The 20,505-nt window shown below is 74.2% G+C and carries 21 protein-coding genes; 9 read left to right on the forward strand and 12 right to left on the reverse strand.

The window, feature by feature from the left end; genetic code table 11:
• The first annotated feature begins 48 nt into the window (after positions 1-48).
• Positions 49-621, forward strand: a complete 573-nt coding sequence (locus AC0693_RS24530) for an ATP-binding protein (protein WP_468463815.1) — start codon at positions 49-51, stop codon at positions 619-621.
• Between the two features lie 58 nt (positions 622-679).
• Here AC0693_RS24530 and AC0693_RS24535 read toward each other — a convergent pair whose 3' ends face one another.
• Both AC0693_RS24535 and AC0693_RS24540 read right to left on the reverse strand, forming a co-directional pair.
• Complete coding sequence (locus AC0693_RS24535) at positions 680-1,945, reverse strand: ROK family protein (RefSeq protein WP_356412781.1); 1,266 nt, start codon at positions 1,943-1,945, stop codon at positions 680-682.
• A 181-nt stretch (positions 1,946-2,126) separates the two neighbouring features.
• Complete coding sequence (locus AC0693_RS24540) at positions 2,127-2,813, reverse strand: alpha-ketoglutarate-dependent dioxygenase AlkB family protein (RefSeq protein ID WP_478802887.1); 687 nt, start codon at positions 2,811-2,813, stop codon at positions 2,127-2,129.
• Positions 2,814-2,849: 36 nt separating this feature from the next.
• Here AC0693_RS24540 and AC0693_RS24545 point away from each other — a divergent pair, with 36 nt between their 5' ends.
• Positions 2,850-3,590, forward strand: coding sequence for a maleylpyruvate isomerase family mycothiol-dependent enzyme (locus AC0693_RS24545; RefSeq protein WP_478802888.1), 741 nt, complete (start codon positions 2,850-2,852; stop codon positions 3,588-3,590).
• A 60-nt stretch (positions 3,591-3,650) separates the two neighbouring features.
• On the opposite strand, the gene AC0693_RS24550 is transcribed toward AC0693_RS24545, so the two are convergent.
• Together AC0693_RS24550 and AC0693_RS24555 are read right to left on the reverse strand one after the other, a co-directional pair.
• Positions 3,651-4,652 (reverse strand): spherulation-specific family 4 protein, encoded by a 1,002-nt coding sequence (locus tag AC0693_RS24550; RefSeq protein ID WP_478802889.1) that lies wholly within the window; start codon positions 4,650-4,652, stop codon positions 3,651-3,653.
• A 193-nt stretch (positions 4,653-4,845) separates the two neighbouring features.
• Complete coding sequence (locus AC0693_RS24555) at positions 4,846-5,547, reverse strand: TetR/AcrR family transcriptional regulator (protein ID WP_478802890.1); 702 nt, start codon at positions 5,545-5,547, stop codon at positions 4,846-4,848.
• Positions 5,548-5,775: 228 nt separating this feature from the next.
• Between AC0693_RS24555 and AC0693_RS24560 the strand changes: the two genes are divergently transcribed.
• Positions 5,776-6,234 (forward strand): nitroreductase family deazaflavin-dependent oxidoreductase, encoded by a 459-nt coding sequence (locus AC0693_RS24560; RefSeq protein ID WP_469316207.1) that lies wholly within the window; start codon positions 5,776-5,778, stop codon positions 6,232-6,234.
• Between the two features lie 24 nt (positions 6,235-6,258).
• Here the strand turns inward: AC0693_RS24560 and AC0693_RS24565 are convergent, their stop codons facing one another.
• Positions 6,259-7,563 (reverse strand): geranylgeranyl reductase family protein, encoded by a 1,305-nt coding sequence (locus AC0693_RS24565; protein ID WP_478803036.1) that lies wholly within the window; start codon positions 7,561-7,563, stop codon positions 6,259-6,261.
• Between the two features lie 379 nt (positions 7,564-7,942).
• On the opposite strand from AC0693_RS24565, the gene AC0693_RS24570 reads away from it, so the two are divergent.
• On the forward strand, positions 7,943-9,307 hold the full coding sequence (locus tag AC0693_RS24570) for a M20/M25/M40 family metallo-hydrolase (protein ID WP_478740177.1): 1,365 nt from the start codon (positions 7,943-7,945) through the stop codon (positions 9,305-9,307).
• Positions 9,308-9,474: 167 nt separating this feature from the next.
• Complete coding sequence (locus AC0693_RS24575; protein WP_478803037.1) at positions 9,475-10,134, forward strand: MBL fold metallo-hydrolase; 660 nt, start codon at positions 9,475-9,477, stop codon at positions 10,132-10,134.
• Between the two features lie 59 nt (positions 10,135-10,193).
• Here the strand turns inward: AC0693_RS24575 and AC0693_RS24580 are convergent, their stop codons facing one another.
• On the reverse strand, positions 10,194-11,207 hold the full coding sequence (locus AC0693_RS24580; protein ID WP_468463828.1) for an NUDIX hydrolase: 1,014 nt from the start codon (positions 11,205-11,207) through the stop codon (positions 10,194-10,196).
• Between the two features lie 220 nt (positions 11,208-11,427).
• Between AC0693_RS24580 and AC0693_RS24585 the strand changes: the two genes are divergently transcribed.
• Together AC0693_RS24585 and AC0693_RS24590 are read left to right on the forward strand one after the other, a co-directional pair.
• Positions 11,428-12,447: a LacI family DNA-binding transcriptional regulator gene (locus AC0693_RS24585; RefSeq protein ID WP_469331897.1), complete on the forward strand. Its 1,020-nt coding sequence runs from the start codon at positions 11,428-11,430 to the stop codon at positions 12,445-12,447.
• A gap of 93 nt (positions 12,448-12,540) precedes the next feature.
• Positions 12,541-12,786 (forward strand): WD40 repeat domain-containing protein, encoded by a 246-nt coding sequence (locus AC0693_RS24590; protein WP_469331655.1) that lies wholly within the window; start codon positions 12,541-12,543, stop codon positions 12,784-12,786.
• 51 nt (positions 12,787-12,837) lie between these two features.
• On the opposite strand, the gene AC0693_RS24595 is transcribed toward AC0693_RS24590, so the two are convergent.
• The 5 genes from AC0693_RS24595 to AC0693_RS24615 form a co-directional block, all read right to left on the reverse strand.
• Positions 12,838-14,130 (reverse strand): DUF6986 family protein, encoded by a 1,293-nt coding sequence (locus tag AC0693_RS24595; RefSeq protein WP_478802891.1) that lies wholly within the window; start codon positions 14,128-14,130, stop codon positions 12,838-12,840.
• A gap of 185 nt (positions 14,131-14,315) precedes the next feature.
• A complete protein-coding gene (locus AC0693_RS24600) occupies positions 14,316-15,278 on the reverse strand; it encodes an electron transfer flavoprotein subunit alpha/FixB family protein (protein WP_478802892.1) in 963 nt (320 codons plus the stop codon).
• 69 nt (positions 15,279-15,347) lie between these two features.
• Complete coding sequence (locus AC0693_RS24605) at positions 15,348-16,139, reverse strand: electron transfer flavoprotein subunit beta/FixA family protein (RefSeq protein WP_478802893.1); 792 nt, start codon at positions 16,137-16,139, stop codon at positions 15,348-15,350.
• 202 nt (positions 16,140-16,341) lie between these two features.
• Complete coding sequence (locus tag AC0693_RS24610) at positions 16,342-16,968, reverse strand: flavin reductase family protein (RefSeq protein ID WP_469331647.1); 627 nt, start codon at positions 16,966-16,968, stop codon at positions 16,342-16,344.
• Positions 16,969-17,205: 237 nt separating this feature from the next.
• Positions 17,206-17,556, reverse strand: coding sequence for a TlpA family protein disulfide reductase (locus AC0693_RS24615; RefSeq protein ID WP_469331645.1), 351 nt, complete (start codon positions 17,554-17,556; stop codon positions 17,206-17,208).
• 215 nt (positions 17,557-17,771) lie between these two features.
• Between AC0693_RS24615 and AC0693_RS24620 the strand changes: the two genes are divergently transcribed.
• Both AC0693_RS24620 and AC0693_RS24625 read left to right on the forward strand, forming a co-directional pair.
• Positions 17,772-18,494, forward strand: a complete 723-nt coding sequence (locus AC0693_RS24620; protein ID WP_469316201.1) for a lysophospholipid acyltransferase family protein — start codon at positions 17,772-17,774, stop codon at positions 18,492-18,494.
• 123 nt (positions 18,495-18,617) lie between these two features.
• Positions 18,618-19,880 (forward strand): MFS transporter, encoded by a 1,263-nt coding sequence (locus AC0693_RS24625; RefSeq protein ID WP_478802894.1) that lies wholly within the window; start codon positions 18,618-18,620, stop codon positions 19,878-19,880.
• On the opposite strand, the gene AC0693_RS24630 is transcribed toward AC0693_RS24625, so the two are convergent.
• Positions 19,877-20,485, reverse strand: coding sequence for a transglutaminase-like domain-containing protein (locus AC0693_RS24630; protein ID WP_478740165.1), 609 nt, complete (start codon positions 20,483-20,485; stop codon positions 19,877-19,879). The genes AC0693_RS24625 and AC0693_RS24630 overlap by 4 nt on opposite strands.
• Positions 20,486-20,505: the final 20 nt, after the last annotated feature.

Raw genomic sequence — 20,505 nt, forward strand, 5'->3', positions numbered from 1 at the left:
TCACAGAGGGTGCAGCACCCGTAACACTCATGTCGGGGAGTCGCAGCCGTGATAAGTCATCCACGCAGGCACTGCGTCGTCGCACTGCAGGCCCTGCCACCGCGGATCGGCCAGGTCCGCCGCATCATTTCGGCACAATTGCGCCACTGGCAGCTCGACCCGCTCATAGACCGGGCCGCGCTCGGCGTGACGGAACTGCTCAGCAACGTCCACCGCCACGCCGAGCCGGACAAGGCCTGCCGGGTCGAGATCGAGCTGCGCCTCGGCAGGCTCACCGTCTCGGTCCACGACAACGATCCGAGGCTGCCCGTCAGCCGGGACGCGGACCCGCTGGAGACCTGCGGGCGCGGTCTCGCCCTGATAGCGGCGGTCAGCGAGTCCTGGGGCGCCCGGCCGCAGCCGGACAGCGCGGGAAAGGTCGTCTGGTTCTCGCTCCGGGCGGCCCCCGCCCCCGCCGCGCCCGCGCGTCCCGTACGGATCCGTCCCGTGCCGCTCCGGCGGCCGACGGCGCCGCCGGTCACCGCCGAGCCGCTCGCGCAGCCGGTGGCGGCCGCGGTGGACCAGGGGGTGCCGGTGGCCGAACCCGCGCGGGTGGGTGCGCTGGGCGCCGTACCGGGTTGACCGTGGCCGGCCCTCGCGCCGGTCGCCCGGCAGCGGGACCGGGCGCGGTGCGCCGGGATCAGGCCGCCGCCCCCAGGGCGCCGAGCGGGTCGTCCAGGACCGGCTGCCACGCCAGCTCCGCGGCGCCGACCAGGCTGTTGTGGTCCAGGGTGCACGGCAGGATCGGCACGCCGCCGCTGCGGCCCCAGAGGCTGCGGTCCGCGACCACCGCGCGCAGCCGGTCCGGGTCGGCCTGGAGCAGCTCTCGGTGGAGCCCGCCCAGGATGATCCGGTCCGGGTTCAGGATGTTCACGAGCCCGGCCAGCCCCAGCCCGAGCCGGTCGATGAGTTCCTCCGCCGCCGCCCGTACCGAGGGGTCGGCGTACTCCGCGCGCAGCAGGTCACGGGCCTGCTGGAGGAGCGAGACCGCCGGCCCCGGGACGCGGCCGGCCGCCGTCAGGAAGGCCAGCGGGTCCGCTTCCACGTCCAGGCAGCCGCGGCTGCCGCAGTGGCAGGCGCGGCCCTCCGGGTTCACCGTGAGATGGCCGACTTCCAGGGCCAGGCCCGAACTCCCGCTGTGCAGGCGCCCGTCGAGGACCAGCGCGCCGCCGACCCCGCGGTGGCCGGTGGCCACGCAGAGCAGGTGCTGTGCGCTGCGCCCGGCGCCGTGGCGGTGCTCGGCGAGCGCGGCGAGGTTGATGTCGTTGCCGGTCAGGGCCGGGCCCTCGATCCCCGCCGCCCGGACGCACCGCGCGAAGATCGAGCGCACCGGCGAACCGGCGGGCCAGGCCAGGTGCAGCGGGTTGAGCGCCGTTCCCTCCGGCTCCGCGACCGCCGACGGCACGGCGAGACCCGCGCCGACGCACCGGCGACCGCTGCTCGCGAGCAGCGCGGCGCCCGCCTCGACGACCGCGCCGAGCACCTGGGCCGGGTCGGCGGAGACCTTCACCTGCCCGGGGGCGGTGGCCACGATGCGGCCGCCGAGGCCGACCAGCGCGGCGCGGAAGCCGTCCGGGTGGACCTGCGCGGCCAGGACGACGGGCCCGTTCTCGTCCACCGACAGCCGGTGCGAAGGGCGGCCCTGGGTGCCGCCGGCCCCACCGGGGCGGGAATCGACGCGGATCAGGCCGAGGGCCTCCAGCTCGGCGGCAACGGCTCCGGCGGTGGCGCGGGTCACGCCCAGCTCGGCCGTGAGGACCGCCCGGGTCGGGGCCCGCCCGGTGTGCACCAGCTCCAGCGCCGGGCCGAGCGCGCCGCGGCCCCGCTCCAGCTTGGTGCGGGCGGACGTCGTACCCGGCTCGGTGGCCGGGCCGGTGGCCGCGTCCGTCCGCGCGTCCGGGCTCATGTCGGCGTCCGCGCTCGTGCCCCTGCCCGTGGCCGTCCTCGTGCCCGGGGCCGCGGCCCGGGTGGCGTCGGTGGTCGGGTCCGGGAGCGGGCCGGTGGTCACATCCCCCACCCGCCGCGGGGCCGTGTTGCCGTTCATGACAGCGATCCTCGCATGAGCGGCAGGCCGCGGACGCCGCCCTTCAGCCGAGCCCGCCGACGCGCAGGGTGATGTTCAGCCGCCCGGTCAGGCCCAGCGCGGGCGGAGCCGTGCCCGGCAGGACCCTGGGCACCGAGTGGAAGGCCCTGCGGGCGGGACCGCCGAACACGACCAGGTCGCCGCTGCGCAGTTCCACGTCCTGGTACGGGCGGCCGCGCGAGACGGTGTTGCCGAAGCGGAAGACGCAGCTGTCGCCCAGGCTCAGCGAGACCACGGGGGCCGGGGAGCGCTCCTCGGCGTCGCGGTGCATGCCCATGCGGGCGCCGGCGTCGTAGAAGTTGATCAGGGCGATGTCGTACGCCGGCGCTCCGCCCGGCGGTACGGGCTCCACCGCCGCCACGGCCGCGGCCTCCCGGCCCAGCTCCGCGAGCCAGGCGGGCATCGGCTTCACCGGCGCCCCGTCGCCGTCTACGACGGTGCGGGCGTAGCCGTACGGGTACCAGTGCAGCCCGAGGCAGACCTGGCGGGCGGTCATCGCGCCGCCGCCGGGGGTCCGGACCGTGCGCAGACCGGCGGGCGGGCGCGCCCACTCGCGGCAGGCGGCCAGCAGGGCGAGCTGGCGGTCGATGCCGAGCCAGTCGGGCACGTGGACCGCGCCGGGCGCGATCTCGGTCCGCTCGCGCGGGAAGAGTTCGGGCGTGGGTCGCGAAGGGGGGAGTGACCGCTCCATCTCCCCATTGTCAGTGCCCGCTGGCACACTCGCCCCATGGAGATCATCGAGCACGTGAAGACGCTGGACCGGGACGGCCGGCTGCTCGCCGACGCGGCCGAACAGGCGGGCCCGGACGCCCCGGTGCCGTCCTGTCCCGAGTGGCGGGTGGCCGACCTGCTGCGGCACACGGGGGCGGTCCACCGCTGGGCGGCGGGGTTCGTCGCGGGCGCCCTGCCCGAGCCCGTGCCGTTCCCCGAAGCCCCCGAGCTGACCGGCGCGCCGCTGGTGAGCTGGTTCCGCGAGGGGCACGCGGCACTGATACGGACGCTGACCGACGCCCCGGCGGACGTGCAGTGCTGGACCTTCCTGCCGACGGAGCCGCCCTCCCCGCTGGCATTCTGGGCGCGCCGCCAGGCCCATGAGACGGCGGTGCACCGGATGGACGCGGAGGGCGCGCTGGGCACGGCTTTCACTCCGGTGGATCCGGCGTTCGCGGCCGACGGGGTGGACGAGGTGCTCACCGGGTTCCACGCGCGACCGCGCAGCCGGGTGCGCACCCCGGAGCCGCGGGTGCTGCGGCTGCGCACCTCCGACACGGGCGAGGCCTGGACCGTACACCTGTCGGGCGAGCCCGTCCGTACGGTCCGGGGGGACGCCGGTCCGGCGGACTGCGAGGTGACGGGTGAGGCGGCGTGGCTGTACACGGCCCTGTGGAACCGCACCCCGCTGGACGGTCCCGGCGTCAGCGGCGACGCGTCACTGGCGCGGCTGTGGCGGGAAACGGCGGGGATCTGAGCCACCGACAGGTCTCGCTCGCGGGGCGGGGCGGAGTCGGGGGCGGCCCGGGGTCGGAGGTCAGCCGAGGGTGCTCGCGTACGTGGTCTGGGGGCGGAACTTCCAGTCCGGCGGGGCGTTCCAGGGGTTGGGCATGTCCGTGCTGGTCGCGTAGGCGTAGCCCGCGCCGCGGGTGAAGGCCGTCCGGAGGGTGGCGTGCATCGCGGGGGCGTCCGGGACGTCGTGGACCAGGTGCCAGAAGGCGGTGCCGCTCGGGTCGAGTTCGGCGCCCGCCCGGTAGCCGGTCCCCTCGTTGAAGACGTTGCCCCCGAGCCAGCCGCCTCCGGTGTAGGCGGCGTAGGTGTCCTCGAAGGTCACGAAGACGTCTGCGGTGCGGTGTCCGGGTTCGAGGTAGCAGTCGGCGATGGCCGTGCCGGGGTTGTCGACCACCAGGTCGGGGACGGTGGGGTCGACCGCCCGCATCGCGTCCTGGACGTAGCGGTGGTAGTCGGCGTAGAGGTCGCGGGTCGCGTTGGCCGGGCCGCAGTCACGGCTGACGACGTCGAAGAAGATGCCGTCCACATGGAGCCGGCCGTCGGGGGTCCTGAGGTAGTGGTCCACGGAGGCCCTGACCTCGGCCGGGGGCCGGTTGCCGTGGTCGGTGTGGACGTAGCCGAGGACTTTGGTGCGCTCTCCGTCGGCAGTGGTGCCGCCCCTCAGCACATCGGCCCGGGCCTGCCAGGGAGCGTCGAAGGGTGCGTCGCCGTTGCCGGGGTTGAGGACGACGACGGACGCGGCCGGGCCGGTGGCCGCCAGCTCGTCCAGCATCGGGTCGTCCGCCCACACGTACGCCGGCACCGCGACGTCCAGGCCGCGCACCCCGGGTAACCGGGGCCGGACCGGCTCGTTCGGGCCGGGGGCCGGAGCAGGGACGGGGCCGGACGCCCGCGGACCCGCCTTCGCGGCGGCCCCGGAGCCCTGCCCCGGGCCCGCCGCGGCCGAGCAGATCGCCGGCGCGGGAGCGGCGAGGGCGACGACCATCAGGACGGCGTAGAGGGACCTCGATGCGCGAGTCGTGGCCATGGCGTTTCTTCCTCCGGCAGGCGTCTGGGCGACTGGGCACCGACGCGAGGAAGACTAGACGCGCCGCCGAGCGGGGGCGGCAGAATCGGTTCGCTTGATGTGAGGAACAGACAAGCGACTTGTCACCTTGTCATGTGATCTTCACCGGGGCGGCGCCCCTGCGGTGCTCCTGCCCCGTGCCCCCGGTCGCAGGTCACTTGCCGGGCGGGACCGGAAGGCCCACCTCGTGGGCGAGTCGTCCCGCCGCGTGCTCGAAGAACGTCTCGCGCTCCTCGACCACCCGGTGGAACTGGCCGAACAGTTCAAACGAGATCAGCCCCACCAGCTGCGCCCAGGCCGCGACCAGGGCGGGCGCGGCCTCGGGCGGCAGCCCGGGGGCGAAGTCCTCGGCCATCCGCTCCGCCTCCGCGCGCAGCACCGGCGCGAGGGGAGGCAGGGCGAGGCCGGGGCCCTCGCAGGCGGCGCGGACGATCGAGATGAGGACGTTGCCGACCCGGGAGGCGGGAGCGACGGTGGAGTCGGGGGCGGCGTAGCCGGGGACCGGCGATCCGTAGATCAGCGCGTACTCGTGCGGGTGCGCGAGGGCCCAGGCGCGCACCGCCCGGCAGACCGAGAGCCAGCGCTCGCGGGGCGGAGCGGCGACGGTACGGGCGTGCGCCCCCTCGGCGGCTGCGCCGAGGCTGTCATAGGCATCCACGATGAGCGCGGTGAGCAGGTCGTCGCGGCTGGGGAAGTAGCGGTACAGGGCGGAGGAGACCATGCCCACCTCGCGGGCGACGGCTCGCAAGGAGAGCTTGGCGGCTCCCTCGGCGGCCAGTTGGCGGCGCGCCTCGTCCTTGATGGCGGCGGTGATCTCGGTACGGGCCCGCTCCCGGGCCCCACGCACGGTGCTCATGGGGATCAGTGTGGCATGGAGGTGAGCGGCGCCCACAAACGCGACCGCCGCTCTCATTCGAGAGCACCGCTCTTGCTTTGGTGCGGCGATACGTGCACACTGATCTCAAGCGAGAGCGGCGCTCTCGAAAGGGAGGGGAGCACCCATCCCGGCACAAGCCAGCCAGCCAGCCAGCCAGCCAGCCAATCTCGACCAACCAACCGACCAGCCAGACCACCGGAGGCCGCCATGAGCACGCCCGCCCCCTACTACCTGAAGGCCAGCGCCTTCGAGACCCGGTTCAACGCCCTGTTCGGCAGGCTGGCCCGGCTGGGCATCAGTCTCGCGGGCACCGCGGAGCTGTCCGTCCGCGGCCGTACGTCCGGCGATATGCGGCGCATCCCGGTGAACCCGTACACCGTCGACGGCGCCCAGTACCTGGTCTCCGCCCGCGGCCACTCCCAGTGGGTGCGCAATATGCGGGCCGCCGGCGGCGGCGAACTCCGCGTGGGCCGCCGGGTCCGCACCTTCACCGCGGTCGAGCTGACCGACCCGGCCGAGAAGGCCGTCGTCCTGCGCGGCTACCTCGTGAAGTGGGGCTGGGAGGTCAACCGGTTCTTCCGCGGCGTGACCGCGCGCTCCTCCGAGGAGGAACTGCGCGCGGCCGCCGCCGACCACCCGGTCTTCCGCCTGACGGTCTCGGACTGATCCGCCTCCGCCGCCCTCCGGCGCCTACGCCTCTTCCTGGCCCTGCGTCTGCGTCTGCGTCTGCGCCGGTGCCTGCTTCACTGCCTGCGTCTGCGCCCGGGCGTGCGATGCCTCTGCCTGCGCCCGGCCCTCCCTGCGGTCCATCGCGTGCAGCGCCTTGCGGGCCAGGGGGTACGTACGCACCAGGTCGGCCAGGTTCGTCGCACCCTGGGTGATCCGGGCGAAGGCCCGCCACGCGGGACCGAAGCCGATGAGCGCGGCGTGCAGGATGCCCGGCCGGGTCACGAAGACGCCCAGCATCCGCCGGCCGACCCCCATCTCTACGCCGAGCCCGGCCTTGACGGCGAAGGCGTAGTTGAGGGCCTGGCGCCGCGCGTCCACCGCGTCCGGCGCCTCGGAGATCTTCACGGCCCACTCCCCCGCGAGCCGCCCCGAGCGCAGGGCGAAGGAGATGCCCTCCCGGGTCCACGGCTCCAGCAGTCCGGCCGCGTCACCCGCGACCAGGACCCGGCCGCGCGAGAGCGGCGACTGGGCCGTGCGGCAGCGGGTGAGGTGCCCGGAGGAGACGGAGGGCTCGAAACCGGCCAGGCCTAGCCGCGCGATGAAGTCCTCCAGATAGCGCTTGGTCGCCGCCCCCTCGCCCTTCGTCGAGATCACGCCGACGGTGAGGACGTCGTCCTTGGGGAAGACCCAGCCGTAACTGCCGGGCAGGGGGCCCCAGTCGATCAGGACCCGCCCCTTCCAGTCCTCGGCCACGGCGGGCGGGACCGGGATCTCCGCTTCCAGGCCCAGGTCGACCTGGTCCATTTCGACCCCGACATGGGCGCCGATCCGGCTCGCGCTGCCGTCCGCGCCGATCACGGCGCGGCCCAGGACGACTTCGCCGTCCGACAGCACCACGGCGACGGTGCGCCGGTCGGGCACCGCCGGGCCGTGCTGCTCGACGCGCGAGACGGCCGTGCCGGTGCGGACGGTCGCGCCCGCCTTCTCGGCCTCGGCGACCAGCCCGGCGTCGAACTCGGCGCGGTTGACGAGTCCGAACAGCATGTTCTTGGAACGGCGGGTGCGCGTCAGCTTGCCATTGAGGGAGAAGGTGACCGCGTGGATGCGGTCCTTGAACGGCAGCGCGAAGCCCGGCGGCAGCGCGTCCCGCGAGGGCCCGATGATCCCGCCGCCGCAGGTCTTGTACCGCGGCAGTTCGGCCTTCTCCAGCAGCAGCACCCGGCGGCCCGCACCGGCGGCGGCGTGCGCGGCCGAGGCACCGGCCGGTCCGGCGCCGACGACGATCACGTCCCAGACCTCGTCCGCCCCTTCCGGCTCCCCGGGCACCTCGGCGGTCGCTTCCGCCGCTTCGCCCGGCTCCCGCGCGTCCTGCCCCGCGTCGCCGGCCTTGTCCGTGCCGCCCGCGGTGCCCGCGCGGTCCGCGGTACCCGCCTCGTCCGCGCTACCCGCGTCGTCCGCGTTGTCCGCGCCGTGTACGTCGTCGCTGCTCACGATGTGCTGCTGCTCCTGATCACGCGTTGGTCCCGATGGTCCCGACGGTCCCGGTGTCCCGATGCCGGGGAAATCCTACGGCGCGGGTCCGGCTCACCCCGCTGTGGGAGGATCGGACCGTCATACGCCGTAACCCGGCGTACGCACGCACACCGTATGCCCCCGTTTCCGCCCTCACACGCACAACGACGTCGCACCCAAAAGGAGCGTGCCCATGCCGATCGATCCGATCGCCGAGACCGTCGCCTCGCTGATGCCCCGCGCCAAGCAGGAGCTGTCCGAGCTGGTGGCCTTCCAGTCGGTCGCGGACTGGGCCCAGTTCCCCCGGAGCGAGAGCGAGGCCGCGGCCAACTGGGTGGCCGACGCGCTGCGCGCCGAGGGCTTCCAGGACGTGGCCCTGCTCGACACTCCGGACGGCACGCAGTCGGTGTACGGCTTCCTGCCCGGCCCCGCGGGCGCGCCGACCGTCCTGCTCTACGCGCACTACGACGTCCAGCCGCCGCTCGACGACGCCGCCTGGATCTCCCCCGCCTTCGAGCTGACCGAGCGCGACGGCCGCTGGTACGGGCGCGGCGCGGCCGACTGCAAGGGCGGGTTCATCATGCACCTGCTGGCGCTGCGCGCGCTCAAGGCCAACGGCGGGGTGCCGGTCAGCGTGAAGGTGATCGTCGAGGGCTCGGAGGAGCAGGGCACCGGCGGCCTCCAGCAGTACGCCGAGGCGCACCCCGAACTGCTGACCGCCGACACGATCGTCATCGGTGACGCGGGCAACTTCCGCCTGGGCCTGCCGACGGTGACGGCGACCCTGCGCGGCATGACGCTGCTCAAGGTGAAGGTGGACACCCTGGGGGGCAACCTGCACTCCGGGATGTTCGGCGGCGTCGCCCCGGACGCGCTCGCCGCGCTGATCCGGGTACTGGACTCGCTGCGGGCGGCCGACGGCTCGACCACCGTGGACGGGCTCGCCTCGGACGCCGTGTGGGAGGGGCTTCAGTACCCGGAGGCGGACTTCCGCGCCGACGCGCGGGTGCTCGACGGAGTGGAGCTGATCGGCAACGGCACGGTCGCTGACCGGCTGTGGGCCCGACCGGCCGTGACGGTCCTCGGCATCGACTGCCCGCCGGTGGTCGGCGCCACGCCGTCCGTGCACGCCTCCGCGGGCGCCCTCGTCAGCCTGCGGGTCCCGCCGGGCGTGGACGTCACCGAGGCCATCAAGCTCCTGGAAGCGCACCTGGTGGCGCACACCCCGTGGCAGGCGCGCCTCGCCCTCGAGGTCGTGGGCCAGGGCCAGCCGTTCCAGGCGAACACCGACAGCCCGGCCTACACCTCGATGCGCGCGGCCATGGAAGCGGCGTACCCCGGGCAGGAGATGCAGATCAGCGGCATGGGCGGATCGATTCCGCTGTGCAACACGCTGACCTCCCTCTACCCCGAGGCCGAGATGCTGCTGATCGGGCTGAGCGAGCCGGAGGCGCAGATCCACGCGGTCAACGAGAGCGTGTCCCCGGAGGAGTTGGAGCGGCTCTCGGTCGCCGAGGCGCTCTTCCTGGTGAACTACGCGGAGTCCAAGCGCGGCTGAGACGCCGGTCCGGTCCCTCCGGCTGTCCGCCCAGGGCGCAGTGCGCTCTGGGCGGAGTCCGCTGCGAGTGAAGTCCCCCGCGGTGCGGGCGCGGTGGAGCGTACGTTCGCTCCGTGAACACCTTCGCCACACCCGACCTCGTGGAGGTCGTACCGCAGCGGCTGTACATGCTCCGCTACCCCATCGGCCAGGCGTACCTGTGGCGCGACGGGGAGGCGTTGACCCTGGTCGACTCCGGGCCGGCCGGCGCCGCCGCCGGGATCGAGGAGGCGGTCCGCTCCCTCGGGCTGCGTCCCGAGCGGCTGGAGCGGATCGTCCTGGCCCACTGCCACCGCGACCACGTCGGCGGCGCGGGCGAACTGGCCGAACGCTGGGGCGCTGCCGTGGTGGCGCACCGGCTCGACGCGCCGGTGATCCGCGGCGATGCGCCCGTCCCCGAACCGGTGCTCCTGGACTGGGAGATGCCGTTGTACGAGCGCGGGCTCACCCTTCCCGAGGCCCCGCCGACCCGGGTGGACCGGGAGGTGGAGGACGGCGACGCGCTGGGCTTCGGGGACGGGGCGTACGTCGTGCACGCGCCCGGGCACACCGACGGCAGCATCGGCGTCCATCTCCCGCGCCACGGCGTGCTGTTCACGGGGGACGCGGTGGCGGCGGTGGGCCAGGTGATGCTCGGGGTGTTCAACGTGGACCGCGGCCGCGCCCTGGATTCCTTCCGGCGGCTGGCGTCCCTGGCCCCGTCCGTGGCCTGCTTCGGACACGGCGACCCGGTCACCGAGGGCGCCGCGGCCGCCCTGAGGACGGCCGCGCAGCGGGCTTCCGCCTGAGCGCGGGGGGTGCGGGCAGGCGCGGTTCGGGCCGCGCTGGTCACCGCGCGGCCCGGGCTTCAGGGCGCGCCGACCGGGACCCCCGCTTCCAGGTTGAGCACGGTCGCCCTTTCCCGCGCCCGCAGGGCCCAGCGCAGCCGTTCGAACCGGTGCCGCGGGAGCAGTCCGGCGGCTTCCTCCTCGGTGACGAAGCGCCAGGCCCGCAGTTCGGGCCCGGGCAGCCGGACCTCCGCCGCCGCCTGTGGGGACAGCCGGCCCCCGTCGAAGATCAGCCGCAGCCCGCCGTAGGCCGGGGAGCAGGGCGGTTCCCAGTCGACGACCAGCAGCCCCGGCGGCTGCGCGAGGACGACGCCCAGTTCCTCGGCGACCTCCCGCACCCCCGCCCGGGCCGGTGCCTCGCCCGCTTCGACGACCCCGCCGGGGAACTCCCAGCCGGGCTTGTACGTCGGATCCACCAGGAGCACCCGGTCGTGCTCGTCGAAGAGCAGCACCCCGGCGGCGACGGTCTCGGCGGTGGGCTCGGGGGTCTGCACGATGTCACAGAGGGCGAGTTCGTCGGAGCGCAGCGCCTCGGCGATGCGGTGCGCGGTCTCCCGGGGCGTCAGGGCGCCGTTGTCGATGACGTGCGCGTCGGCGGTGAGCCAGCCGAGCGCCCGCCGGTAGGGCTCCAAGTGGGCGTAGGACCACGCGCGGGCCTCGTTCCGGCCGGCGATCCGCTGCCGCAGGATCGTTTCCTCGGGGGTCAGCAGCACATGCCGGACCGCAATCCGGCGCGCGGCGAGGGCGCCGAAGATCTCGTCCCGGTACTCCTGCCGCAGCAGGGTCATGGGCACCACCAGCACGCCGCCCACCTCCGCGAGCAGCGCGGCGGCCGTGTCCACGACCAGGCGCCGCCAGCTGGGCAGGTCCTGGTAGTCGGACACCTCGTCGAGCCGCTCGCGCGGCAGCAGGAGCCGGAGGGCGTCGCCGACGGTCTCGGGGTCGTACAGGGTGGCGTCCGGCAGGAGCCCGGTCAGTTCACGGGCGGTGCTGGTCTTCCCGGCCCCGAAAGTGCCGTTGATCCAGACAATCACGATTACCCCTCTTCCCGATGCGCCCTCGGCTCGTCCGAACCCCCAGTGGCTTGCCCGCCCCGGCCCGTCGCGGAAACCCGGTTATCGGCCGAGGTGCTTATCCTCGAGGTCAGCGCGTCGCGCCCGGACGCGTGACCGCCGCGCCCACCACCACCGGAGGTTCCCCACCGTGCCGCATTCCCGCCGTTCGCCCGAGTCCCGCTACGGCCGGCGGCCGACGATGAAGGACGTGGCGGCCCGGGCGGGGGTCGGCCTGAAGACCGTGTCCCGGGTCGTCAACGACGAGCCCGGGGTAACCCCCGACACCGAGAAGCGGGTCCACGACGCCATCGAGGAACTCGGGTTCCGGCGCAACGACAGCGCACGCGTGCTCCGCAAGGGCCGTACGGCGACGGTCGGGCTGGTCCTGGAGGACCTCGCCGACCCCTTCTACGGGCCGCTGAACCGGGCCGTGGAGGAGGTCGCGCGCGCCCACGGCGCCCTGCTCGTCAACGGTTCCAGCGCCGAGGACCCTGAGCGGGAGCGGGAGTTGGCGCTCGCCCTGTGCGCGCGCCGGGTGGACGGGCTGATCGTCATTCCGGCCGGGGACGACCACCGCTACCTGGAGCCGGAGATGCGGGCCGGGGTCGCGACGGTGTTCGTGGACCGCCCGGCGGGCCGGATCGACGCGGACGTCGTGCTCTCCGACAGCTTCGGCGGCGCCCGTGACGGGGTGGCCCACCTGATCGCGCACGGCCACCGCCGGATCGGCTTCATCGGCGACCATCCGCACATCCACACGGCGACCGAGCGACTGCGCGGCTACCGGGCGGCCATGACGGCGGCGGGGCTCGCGGTGGACGCCGGCTGGGAGTCCCTCGGCCCGACCGCCCCGGAGCGGGTCACGGCGGCCGCAACGGCCATGCTGACGGGACCCGGTCCGGTCACCGCCGTCTTCGCGGGCAACAACCGGGTGACGGTGACCCTGGTCCGGGTCCTCGCCTCGGTGGCCGCGCGGGGAGCGCCGCCGGTGGCGCTGGTGGGCTTCGACGACTTCGAACTGGCCGACCTGCTCCGCCCGGCCGTCACCGTGGTGGCCCAGGACCCGGCGGCCCTCGGCCGGGTCGCGACCGAACGCCTCTTCCAGCGCCTGGCCGGCGCGGAACTGCCGCCCGCCCGGATCGAACTCCCGACCCGCCTGATCCCCCGCGGCTCCGGCGAGATCCGCCCCGACGCCGCCGGCTTCCCCGTCACCGGATGAGCCCGCGCCGTACGTACGCCCACGGAGCAGCCGATCAGGACGGCGGTCACGAGGTCGAAGGCGGTGTGCAGGTGCCCGCGGTCGGGCGCCGTCATGGAGGTGCCGGTACCGCCGCACTCCGCCGCGGAGTTGAGCGCTGGCGCCGCGCATGGCGCGGGCTGTCCGGGTCGCGGTCGAACGGTCCGGCTCTGGTCCCCGCGCACGGGCCTGCCGGCGGCGGCTCCGCTCACCGGCCACACCGGCGCCGTCAGCGGCCTTGCCTTCTCCCCCGACGGGAGCCTGCCGGCCACGGCGGGCGGTGACGGCACCCTGCGCCGCTGGATCGTCGGCGGCGGGTGAACGCGCGGGGCCCGGCCGGAGCGCATCCGGCCGGGCCCCGCCGTACACGGCTCAGGCGTGCAGGGTCGCCGAGCGGCGCGGGATCGCGAAGGCGTCCAGTTCGGCGCGGGACAGCCCGGTCAGGGCGGTGACCTCCTCGGCGCCGACCGCGCCGCAGTCGAGGCCGCGGACCAGGTAGCCGGCCAGGGCCTTGGCGGTGGCGGGCTCGTCCATCACGTCGCCCTCGATCTTGGCGACGTACGCCTTCAGCCGCGCGGCGGCGGCTTTCAGGCCCTCGCGGTAGAAGGTGAAGACGGCCGCGTAACGGGTCGGCAGGTGCGCCGGGTGCATGTCCCAGCCCTGGTAGTAGGCGCGGGCCAGGGCGCGGCGGGTGAGGCCGTAGTGCAGCTTCCAGGCCTCGTGGACGTGCTGGGTGCTGCCGATCGGCAGGACGTTGGTCGAGCCGTCCGAGACGCGTACGCCGGTCCCGGCGGCGGCGACCTGCATGATCGCCTTGGCGTGGTCGGCGGCGGGGTGGTCGCTGGACTGGTAGGCGGCCGAGACGCCGACGCAGGCGCTGTAGTCGAAGGTGCCGTAGTGCAGGCCGGTGGCGCGGCCCTGGGCGGCCTCGATCATCCGGGCGACGGTGGCGGTGCCGTCGGAGGCGACGATGGACTGGCTGGTCTCGATCTGGATCTCGAAGCCGATCCGGCCGGGGCGCAGGCCGCGCGCGGTCTCGAAGGCCTCCAGCAGCTTGACGAAGGCGCTGACCTGCTCGGCGTAGGTCACCTTGGGCAGGGTCAGGACGAGTCCGTCGGGCAGGCCGCCGTGCTCCAGCAGGCCGGAGAGGAAGATGTCGGTGGTGCGGATGCCGCGGTCGCGGACATTGGACTCCATGCACTTCATGCGGATGCCCATGTACGGCGCGTTCGTGCCGTTGGAGAAGGCTTCCGAGACGAGGCGGGCGGCGCGGGCCGCGGCTTGGTCCTCCTCCTCGTCGGAGCGGACGCCGAAGCCGTCCTCGAAGTCGACGCGGAGGTCCTCGACGGGCTCGGCGGCGAGCTTGGCGCGCACCCGGTCGTATACCGGTACCGCCAGTTCGTCGCTGATGCCCAGTACCTTCGCGAAGGTCGTCGCGTCCGGCGCGTGCTCGTCGAGCGCGGCGAGGGCCTGGTCGCCCCAGGAGCGGATGGTGTCCGCGGCGAAGACGTCGCCCGGGACGTAGACGGTGTGGATGGGCTGGCGGGTGCCGGGGTCGCCCGGGTAGTGGCGCGCGAGTTCCGCGTCCACCGGGGCGAGGGAGGCGCTGATGCCCTCGCTGACCGCGCCTGCGAGGCTGGTCGCCACCTTCTCCTGCTGACCCATCGTGCACTCTCCTCTTTTCCGCTACACGGAAGCATTGATCCGCATAGCAGAATTTAGTCAGCGCATTCCGCTCCGTCAATGGTTGCCCGAAACAGCACGGGGCCGCGTGGCGAGAGTCACCACGCGGCCCCGGGGCAGCACGTCTGCGCAGGTCAGCTCCGGTCAGCGGAGCGGAGACCGGCGGCTCAGCCCTTGCGGGCCTTGATCTCGTCGGTCAGCTGCGGGACGACGGCGAAGAGGTCGCCGACGACGCCGTAGTCGACCAGGTCGAAGATCGGGGCCTCGGAGTCCTTGTTGATGGCCACGATGGTCTTCGAGGTCTGCATGCCGGCCCGGTGCTGGATCGCGCCCGAGATGCCCGAGGCGATGTACAGCTGCGGGGAGACCGACTTGCCGGTCTGGCCGACCTGGTTGGAGTGCGGGTACCAGCCGGCGTCCACGGCGGCGCGGGAGGCGCCGACGGCCGCACCGAGCGAGTCGGCGAGCGACTCGATGATGTGGAAGTTCTCGGCGCCGTTGACGCCGCGGCCGCCGGAGACCACGATCGCGGCCTCGGTCAGCTCCGGGCGGCCGGTCGACTCGCGCGGGGTGCGGGAGACGACCTTGGTGCCGGTGGCCAGCGCGCTGAAGGTGACGGCGAGCTCCTCGACGGTGCCCGCGGCCGGGGCGGCCTCGACCGGAGCCGAGTTCGGCTTGACGGTGATGACCGGCGTGCCCTTGGAGACGCGGGACTTGGTGGTGAACGACGCGGCGAAGGCGGCCTGCGTCGCGACCGGGCCCTCGTCACCCGCCTCCAGGTCGACGGCGTCCGTGATGATGCCGGAGCCGATGCGGACGGCCAGGCGGGCCGCGATCTCCTTGCCCTCGGCGGAGGAGGGGACGAGCACGGCGGCGGGCGACACGGCGTCGTACGCGGCCTGGAGCGCGTCCACCTTCGGTACGACGAGGTACTCGGTGAACTCGGGGGCGTCGGCGGTGAGGACCTTGACCGCGCCGTGCTCGGCGAGCACGGCGGCGGTGGCGGCGGCGCCGGCACCCAGCGCGACGGCGACGGGCTCGCCGATGCGACGGGCCAGCGTCAGCAGTTCGAGGGTGGGCTTGCGGACGGCGCCGTCCACGTGGTCGACGTAGACGAGGACTTCAGCCATGGGGTTGCTCCTGCGAAAGCGAAGTAGTCGGGGGAGGTGGGGCGTGGCCGTGGTGCGCGGCCGAAGCTCTTAGATGAACTTCTGGCCGGCCAGGAACTCGGCCAGCTGCTTGCCGCCCTCGCCCTCGTCCTTGACGATCGTGCCGGCGGTGCGGGCCGGGCGCTGCGTCGCGGAGTCGACCGCGGTCCAGGAGCCCTCCAGGCCGACCTCGTCCGCCTCGATCTCCAGGTCGGACAGGTCCCACGCCTGGACCGGCTTCTTCTTGGCGGCCATGATGCCCTTGAAGGACGGGTAGCGGGCCTCGCCCGACTGGTCCGTCACCGACACGAGGGCCGGCAGGGACGCCTGGAGCTGCTCGCTCGCGGTGTCGCCGTCACGGCGGCCGGTGACGGTGCCGTCCTCGACCTTGACCTTGACCTCCGAGAGCAGGGTGACCTGCGGGACGCCCAGGCGCTCGGCCAGGATCGCCGGGAGGACGGCCATGGTGCCGTCGGTGGACGCCATACCGGTGATGACCAGGTCGTAGCCGGCCTTCTCGATCGCCTTGGCGAGCACCAGCGAGGTGCCCATGACGTCGGTGCCGTGCAGATCGTCGTCCTCGACGTGGATCGCCTTGTCGGCGCCCATGGAGAGCGCCTTGCGCAACGCGTCCTTGGCGTCCTCGGGGCCGACCGTCAGGACGGTGATCTCCGCGTCGTCGGCCTCGTCGGCGATCTGCAGCGCCTGCTCGACGGCGTACTCGTCGAGCTCCGACAGCAGGCCGTCGACGTCGTCGCGGTCGACGGTCAGGTCATCGGCGAAGTGCCGGTCGCCGGTGGCGTCGGGCACGTACTTCACACAGACAACGATCCTCAAGCTCACGCCGGCTCTCCTACTGCATCGTCTTTTCTGGTGCTGCCTTGATGCAGGCAGCATAGGCGCCTTGTCGGGCCGATCCCGGTCGGGGCGGTCCGCGCTCCGAAGGGAATGTTACTCGTCAGTACACCCCTGGTCTTCCCCGGTGGCAAGGCCGCCTAACTGTGACCTTGCCAACGCCGGGGCAAGGGGCCCCAGCAGGGACGATTCAGTCCCGCAACGCGTTGAAGCGCCCCTGGTGGTAGAGCAGCGGGCGGCCGTCCCCGGCGGGGTTACCGGCGACCGCCTCCGCGATGATCACCCGGTGCGCGCCCGCGGGGACGCGGGCCACGATCCGGCAGACCAGCCAGGCCAGGACGCCGTCCAGCAGCGGGACCCCGTGCGGCCCTGCGGCCCAGGCGGTGGCCGGGCCGAAGCGGTCGGCTCCGCTCCGGGAGAAGAGTCCGGCCAGGTCCCGCTGGTGTTCGCCGAGTATGTGCACCCCGACGTGCTCGGAGTCGCGTATCGCGGGCCAGCTGGAGGACCCGGTGCCGATGGTGAAGGACAGCAGCGGAGGGTCGGCGGAGACGGAGTTGAGCGAGGTGGCGGTGAATCCCGCCGGGCGCCCGCCGGTCTCGGAGGTGATCACCGCGACGCCCGCGGCGTGCTGCCGGAAGACCGAGCGCAGCAGGTCGGGCGAGCCCGGGAGGACGCCCGCGGCGCCGGCGGCGCCGTTCTCCTCGCGAGCGGTCGGGCCCGCGGCGGTGATGCCCGTCGTGGTGGGGTCCGTCGCGCTGGTGTCCTTCGCGCTGGTGTCCTTCGCGGTGGTGTCCGTGGTGGCGGTCAGCGCCGTCATCGGTGTGTCTCTTCCTTCTGCCGCGTCGTCTGCCCCGGCCGGGTCGCCGGAGGGGGGTGGGGCGGTCAACGGCCCCGACAGCGCGCGCTCGCGTACCGGGCGGGCCCGGCGGGGACCCGTCCGTAAAGCAGGAGTTCGTACCGCATGCCGCCAGCCTGGCGATCTCCGGCGCGCCCAGTCAAGCGACAGCGGCCAGATGTCGGGCGCGTCACGCTGCGTGGGGGCGCGCGCACCGGTTCACATCGCCGCGCCCAGGGCCGCGATCACGTCCGCCTTGCGGGGCATCCCGGCGGCCCGCCGCACGATCCGGCCCGCCGCGTCCAGCACGAGCACGGTCGGGGTCTTCTCGACGGCCAGCTCCCGGACCAGGGCGAGGTGGTCCTCCGCGTCGATCTCGATGTGCGCGACGCCCTCGACCATGGCGGCCACCTCGGCGAGGATCCGGCGAGTGGCCCGGCAGGGCTGGCAGAAGGCGCTGGAGAACTGGACCAGGGTGGCCCGCTCCCCCGGCTCGGCGCCCAGTTCCGCGCGTCCCAGCCGCCGTTCGCTCCGCGTCTCGTGCTCCGGTCGCCCGTCCTGGCCCCGCATGTGCTCTCCCGTCACCGCCGCCGTCCGCTCCGTACGGTCTTGCGAGCACCCCCGCGGTACGCCACATTCCCGGCGTGACAAGAATCTCTCCTGGTCGGGGCATCTGGACTGGCTACCGGGGCAGGTATGGGGCACGATCCCCATGGCTACGTACCTACGATGGCGTAACTTACGGCCGGGAGTTCTTCCCCAGGCAGAAAGCGGGGTCTCCCCACATGGCTGAGTTCGTCTACCCCCCGGTGATCGGCGCGGCGCACACGCTGTTCAAGGCGCTGGACGTCCGCATCGACATGAAGGGCACCGAGAACATCCCGCGCAAGGGCGGCGCGGTGCTCGTCTCCAACCACGTCGGCTACCTCGACTTCATCTTCGCCGGGATGGCGGCCCGGCCGTCCAAGCGGCTCATCCGCTTCATGGCCAAGGACTCGGTGTTCCGGCACAAGGTGTCCGGTCCGCTGATGCGCGGGATGAAGCACATCCCGGTGGACCGCACGCAGGGCGAGGCGGCCTACCAGCTCGCCCTCGACTCCCTGCGCGGCGGCGAGATCATCGGGGTGTTCCCCGAGGCGACGATCTCGCAGTCCTTCACGCTGAAGAGCTTCAAGTCGGGTGCGGCGCGGATGGCGCAGGAGGCCGGGGTCCCGCTGATCCCCCTCGCGATGTGGGGCACCCAGCGGATGTGGACCAAGGGCCGCCCGAAGGACCTCAAGCGCAGTCACATCCCCGTGACGATGCGGGTGGGCGAGCCGATGGACGCGCCGGCCGACCAGTTCGCCGGAGCCATCACGCGGCGGCTGCGCGAGCGCGTGCAGGAGCTGCTGGAGGCGGCGCAGCGGGCCTACCCGGCGAAGCCGAAGGGCACGGACGACGCCTGGTGGCTGCCGGCGCACCTCGGCGGTACGGCGCCCACCCCGGCGCAGGTCCGCGAAGCCGACTGAGCCCCCGGGCCGGCCGGATCCCCGCCGCCGGCCCGGTCGCCGCGTCCCCGCGCGGCCCCTCACGGCATCTCCACCCTCCGTCCACCGGCGCGCGGTAGCGTCTCGACCGGGGGTGGTGACCGCATGCGCGGATTCAAGCGGTACCTGGCCGCCGCGCTGGCCGGCCGGTTCGCGTCCGAGGGGATGGGGATCGCGCTGGTGCTGCTGGCGCTGGAGCGGACCGGGAGCGCCGCGGACGGCGCCTTCGTCCTGACCGCGTGGCTGGCCCCGCACGTGCTGGCCGCCCCGCTCGCGGGCGCGGCCGCCGCGCGGACCGCGCGCCCCCGGTTGTTCCACGTGGGCGCTCTCGTGTGCTTCACGCTGGCCGTGGCGGCCCTGTCGGTGCTGGTGGGCCGGGCGCCGGTGCCCGTGGTGATCGCGGTGGCGGTGGCCGGCGGCAGCTGCGGACCGATGGTGACGGGCGGGCTGTCGAGCCTGGTGGCCTCGCTGGTCCCGGCGGGTGGCGGGCGCGACCGCGCGTACGCCTGGGACGCGGCGACCTACAACGCGGCGGGTGTGACGGCCCCGGCCGTGGTGAGCCTGATCGCCGCGCTCGGCTCGGCGGGGCCCGCGATGGCCGCGCTGGCCTGCTCGGGGGCGGTGGCCGCCGTCGTGGCCGCGCTGCTCCCGTACGAGGACCCGCGCGCCCGCCCGCGGACCGCGCGGACGCGGCCCACCGCGGGCGGCGGTTTCGCCGCCCTGTGGCGGGTCCGCGAGCTGCGGGCCGTCTCCGCGGCGACCACCCTGGCCTTCGTCGGCATCGGCGCCCTGAGCACCACCGCCGTCCTGCTCGCGGGCGCCCTCGGCGCCCCCGGGGCCGGGGGCGTCCTGATGACCGCCTTCGCGGTGGGCGCGCTCTGCGGGTCCCTGCTGCTGGCCCGGCGGCGCGCCTCCGGGCGGGCAGACGATCCGGGCCGGCTGGCCCGCTGGGCCCTGACCGGTACCGGGGTGGTGCTGATCGGGGCCGCCTTCGCGCCCACGCCGGCGCTCGCCGCGGCCTGCTTCGCGCTGGCGGGACTGTGCGACGGGCCGCTGCTGACGGCGACCCTGCGGATCCGGGCCGAGCACGCGCCGGAAGCGGTGCGGGCGCAGGTGTTCACCCTGGGGGCCGGGCTCAAGATCACCGCGGCGGCGGCGGGCGCCGCCCTGGTGGGTCTCGCGGCGGCCCGGCCGCCCTGGATGCTGGTCCTCGGCATCGCCGCCCTCCAGCTCGCCGCCGCGCTACTGCACCGGCTGACCACGGGCCCCGCCGTCCCCGTCGACCCTGCGGCCGAGCCGCTCGCCGCACCACCGCTCGCACCACCCGCACCGTCGGCGGCCGACGCTCCGCGCGACGCACCCCGCTAGGCCGCCTGGAGCCCCGTGGGCAGCAGGTCCCAGAGGGCCACCCGGTCGGGGGCCGTGCGCAGGGCGTGCAGCACCGGCGCGGGCGGGGTGGCGTACAGGCCGGGGTAGTCGATCTCGCCCAGCTCCGGGCGTACGGGGAAGGCCAGCTGCTCGGTGTCCAGCGAGAACCGGGCGTCCACGCCCGGTTTGTTGCCGCGCGGGTCCAGCCGGGACCAGGTGTCCCGGCCCGGCAGCCGCAGGGCGATCAGGCCGTGGACCACGGCGCGGGAGCCGTCGTCGTCGCCGAGGAGCTGGTAGCAGAGCCCCGTCGGGATGTCCCGGGCGCGCAGCAGCGCGGTCAGGGCGTGGGCCTTGGCGTAGCAGATGCCGGTGCGCCGCTCCAATACGTCGGAGGCCCGCCAGGTGACGCGGAGGTCACCGGCGTCGTTCGAGTGCGGGATGGTGTCGCGGACGAACGCGAAGGCCGATTCCGCGTATGTGTATGCGTCGCCGGTGGCGGCCCAGAGGGTGTCGGCGGTCTGCCGGACCAGCGGGTGGCCGTGGTCGATGACCTCGTCCGCCGCAAGATAGGGCGCGAGGCCTGGGTGTTCCGGGATCAGTTCCATGATCGGGAGCATAGGTATAC

This window comes from Streptomyces sp. NPDC043876 (assembly GCF_056435825.1).

Coding starts and splice junctions, on each gene's coding strand:
- AC0693_RS24535 (WP_356412781.1), bottom strand. CDS start 1,945: ATGAGCCCGGACGCGCGGACGGACGCGGCCACCGGCCCGGCCACCGAG.
- AC0693_RS24540 (WP_478802887.1), bottom strand. CDS start 2,813: ATGGAGCGGTCACTCCCCCCTTCGCGACCCACGCCCGAACTCTTCCCG.
- AC0693_RS24545 (WP_478802888.1), top strand. CDS start 2,850: ATGGAGATCATCGAGCACGTGAAGACGCTGGACCGGGACGGCCGGCTG.
- AC0693_RS24550 (WP_478802889.1), bottom strand. CDS start 4,652: ATGGCCACGACTCGCGCATCGAGGTCCCTCTACGCCGTCCTGATGGTC.
- AC0693_RS24555 (WP_478802890.1), bottom strand. CDS start 5,547: ATGAGCACCGTGCGTGGGGCCCGGGAGCGGGCCCGTACCGAGATCACC.
- AC0693_RS24560 (WP_469316207.1), top strand. CDS start 5,776: ATGAGCACGCCCGCCCCCTACTACCTGAAGGCCAGCGCCTTCGAGACC.
- AC0693_RS24570 (WP_478740177.1), top strand. CDS start 7,943: ATGCCGATCGATCCGATCGCCGAGACCGTCGCCTCGCTGATGCCCCGC.
- AC0693_RS24575 (WP_478803037.1), top strand. CDS start 9,475: ATGCTCCGCTACCCCATCGGCCAGGCGTACCTGTGGCGCGACGGGGAG.
- AC0693_RS24585 (WP_469331897.1), top strand. CDS start 11,428: ATGAAGGACGTGGCGGCCCGGGCGGGGGTCGGCCTGAAGACCGTGTCC.
- AC0693_RS24590 (WP_469331655.1), top strand. CDS start 12,541: ATGGAGGTGCCGGTACCGCCGCACTCCGCCGCGGAGTTGAGCGCTGGC.
- AC0693_RS24595 (WP_478802891.1), bottom strand. CDS start 14,130: ATGGGTCAGCAGGAGAAGGTGGCGACCAGCCTCGCAGGCGCGGTCAGC.
- AC0693_RS24600 (WP_478802892.1), bottom strand. CDS start 15,278: ATGGCTGAAGTCCTCGTCTACGTCGACCACGTGGACGGCGCCGTCCGC.
- AC0693_RS24610 (WP_469331647.1), bottom strand. CDS start 16,968: ATGACGGCGCTGACCGCCACCACGGACACCACCGCGAAGGACACCAGC.
- AC0693_RS24615 (WP_469331645.1), bottom strand. CDS start 17,556: ATGCGGGGCCAGGACGGGCGACCGGAGCACGAGACGCGGAGCGAACGG.
- AC0693_RS24620 (WP_469316201.1), top strand. CDS start 17,772: ATGGCTGAGTTCGTCTACCCCCCGGTGATCGGCGCGGCGCACACGCTG.
- AC0693_RS24625 (WP_478802894.1), top strand. CDS start 18,618: ATGCGCGGATTCAAGCGGTACCTGGCCGCCGCGCTGGCCGGCCGGTTC.
- AC0693_RS24630 (WP_478740165.1), bottom strand. CDS start 20,485: ATGGAACTGATCCCGGAACACCCAGGCCTCGCGCCCTATCTTGCGGCG.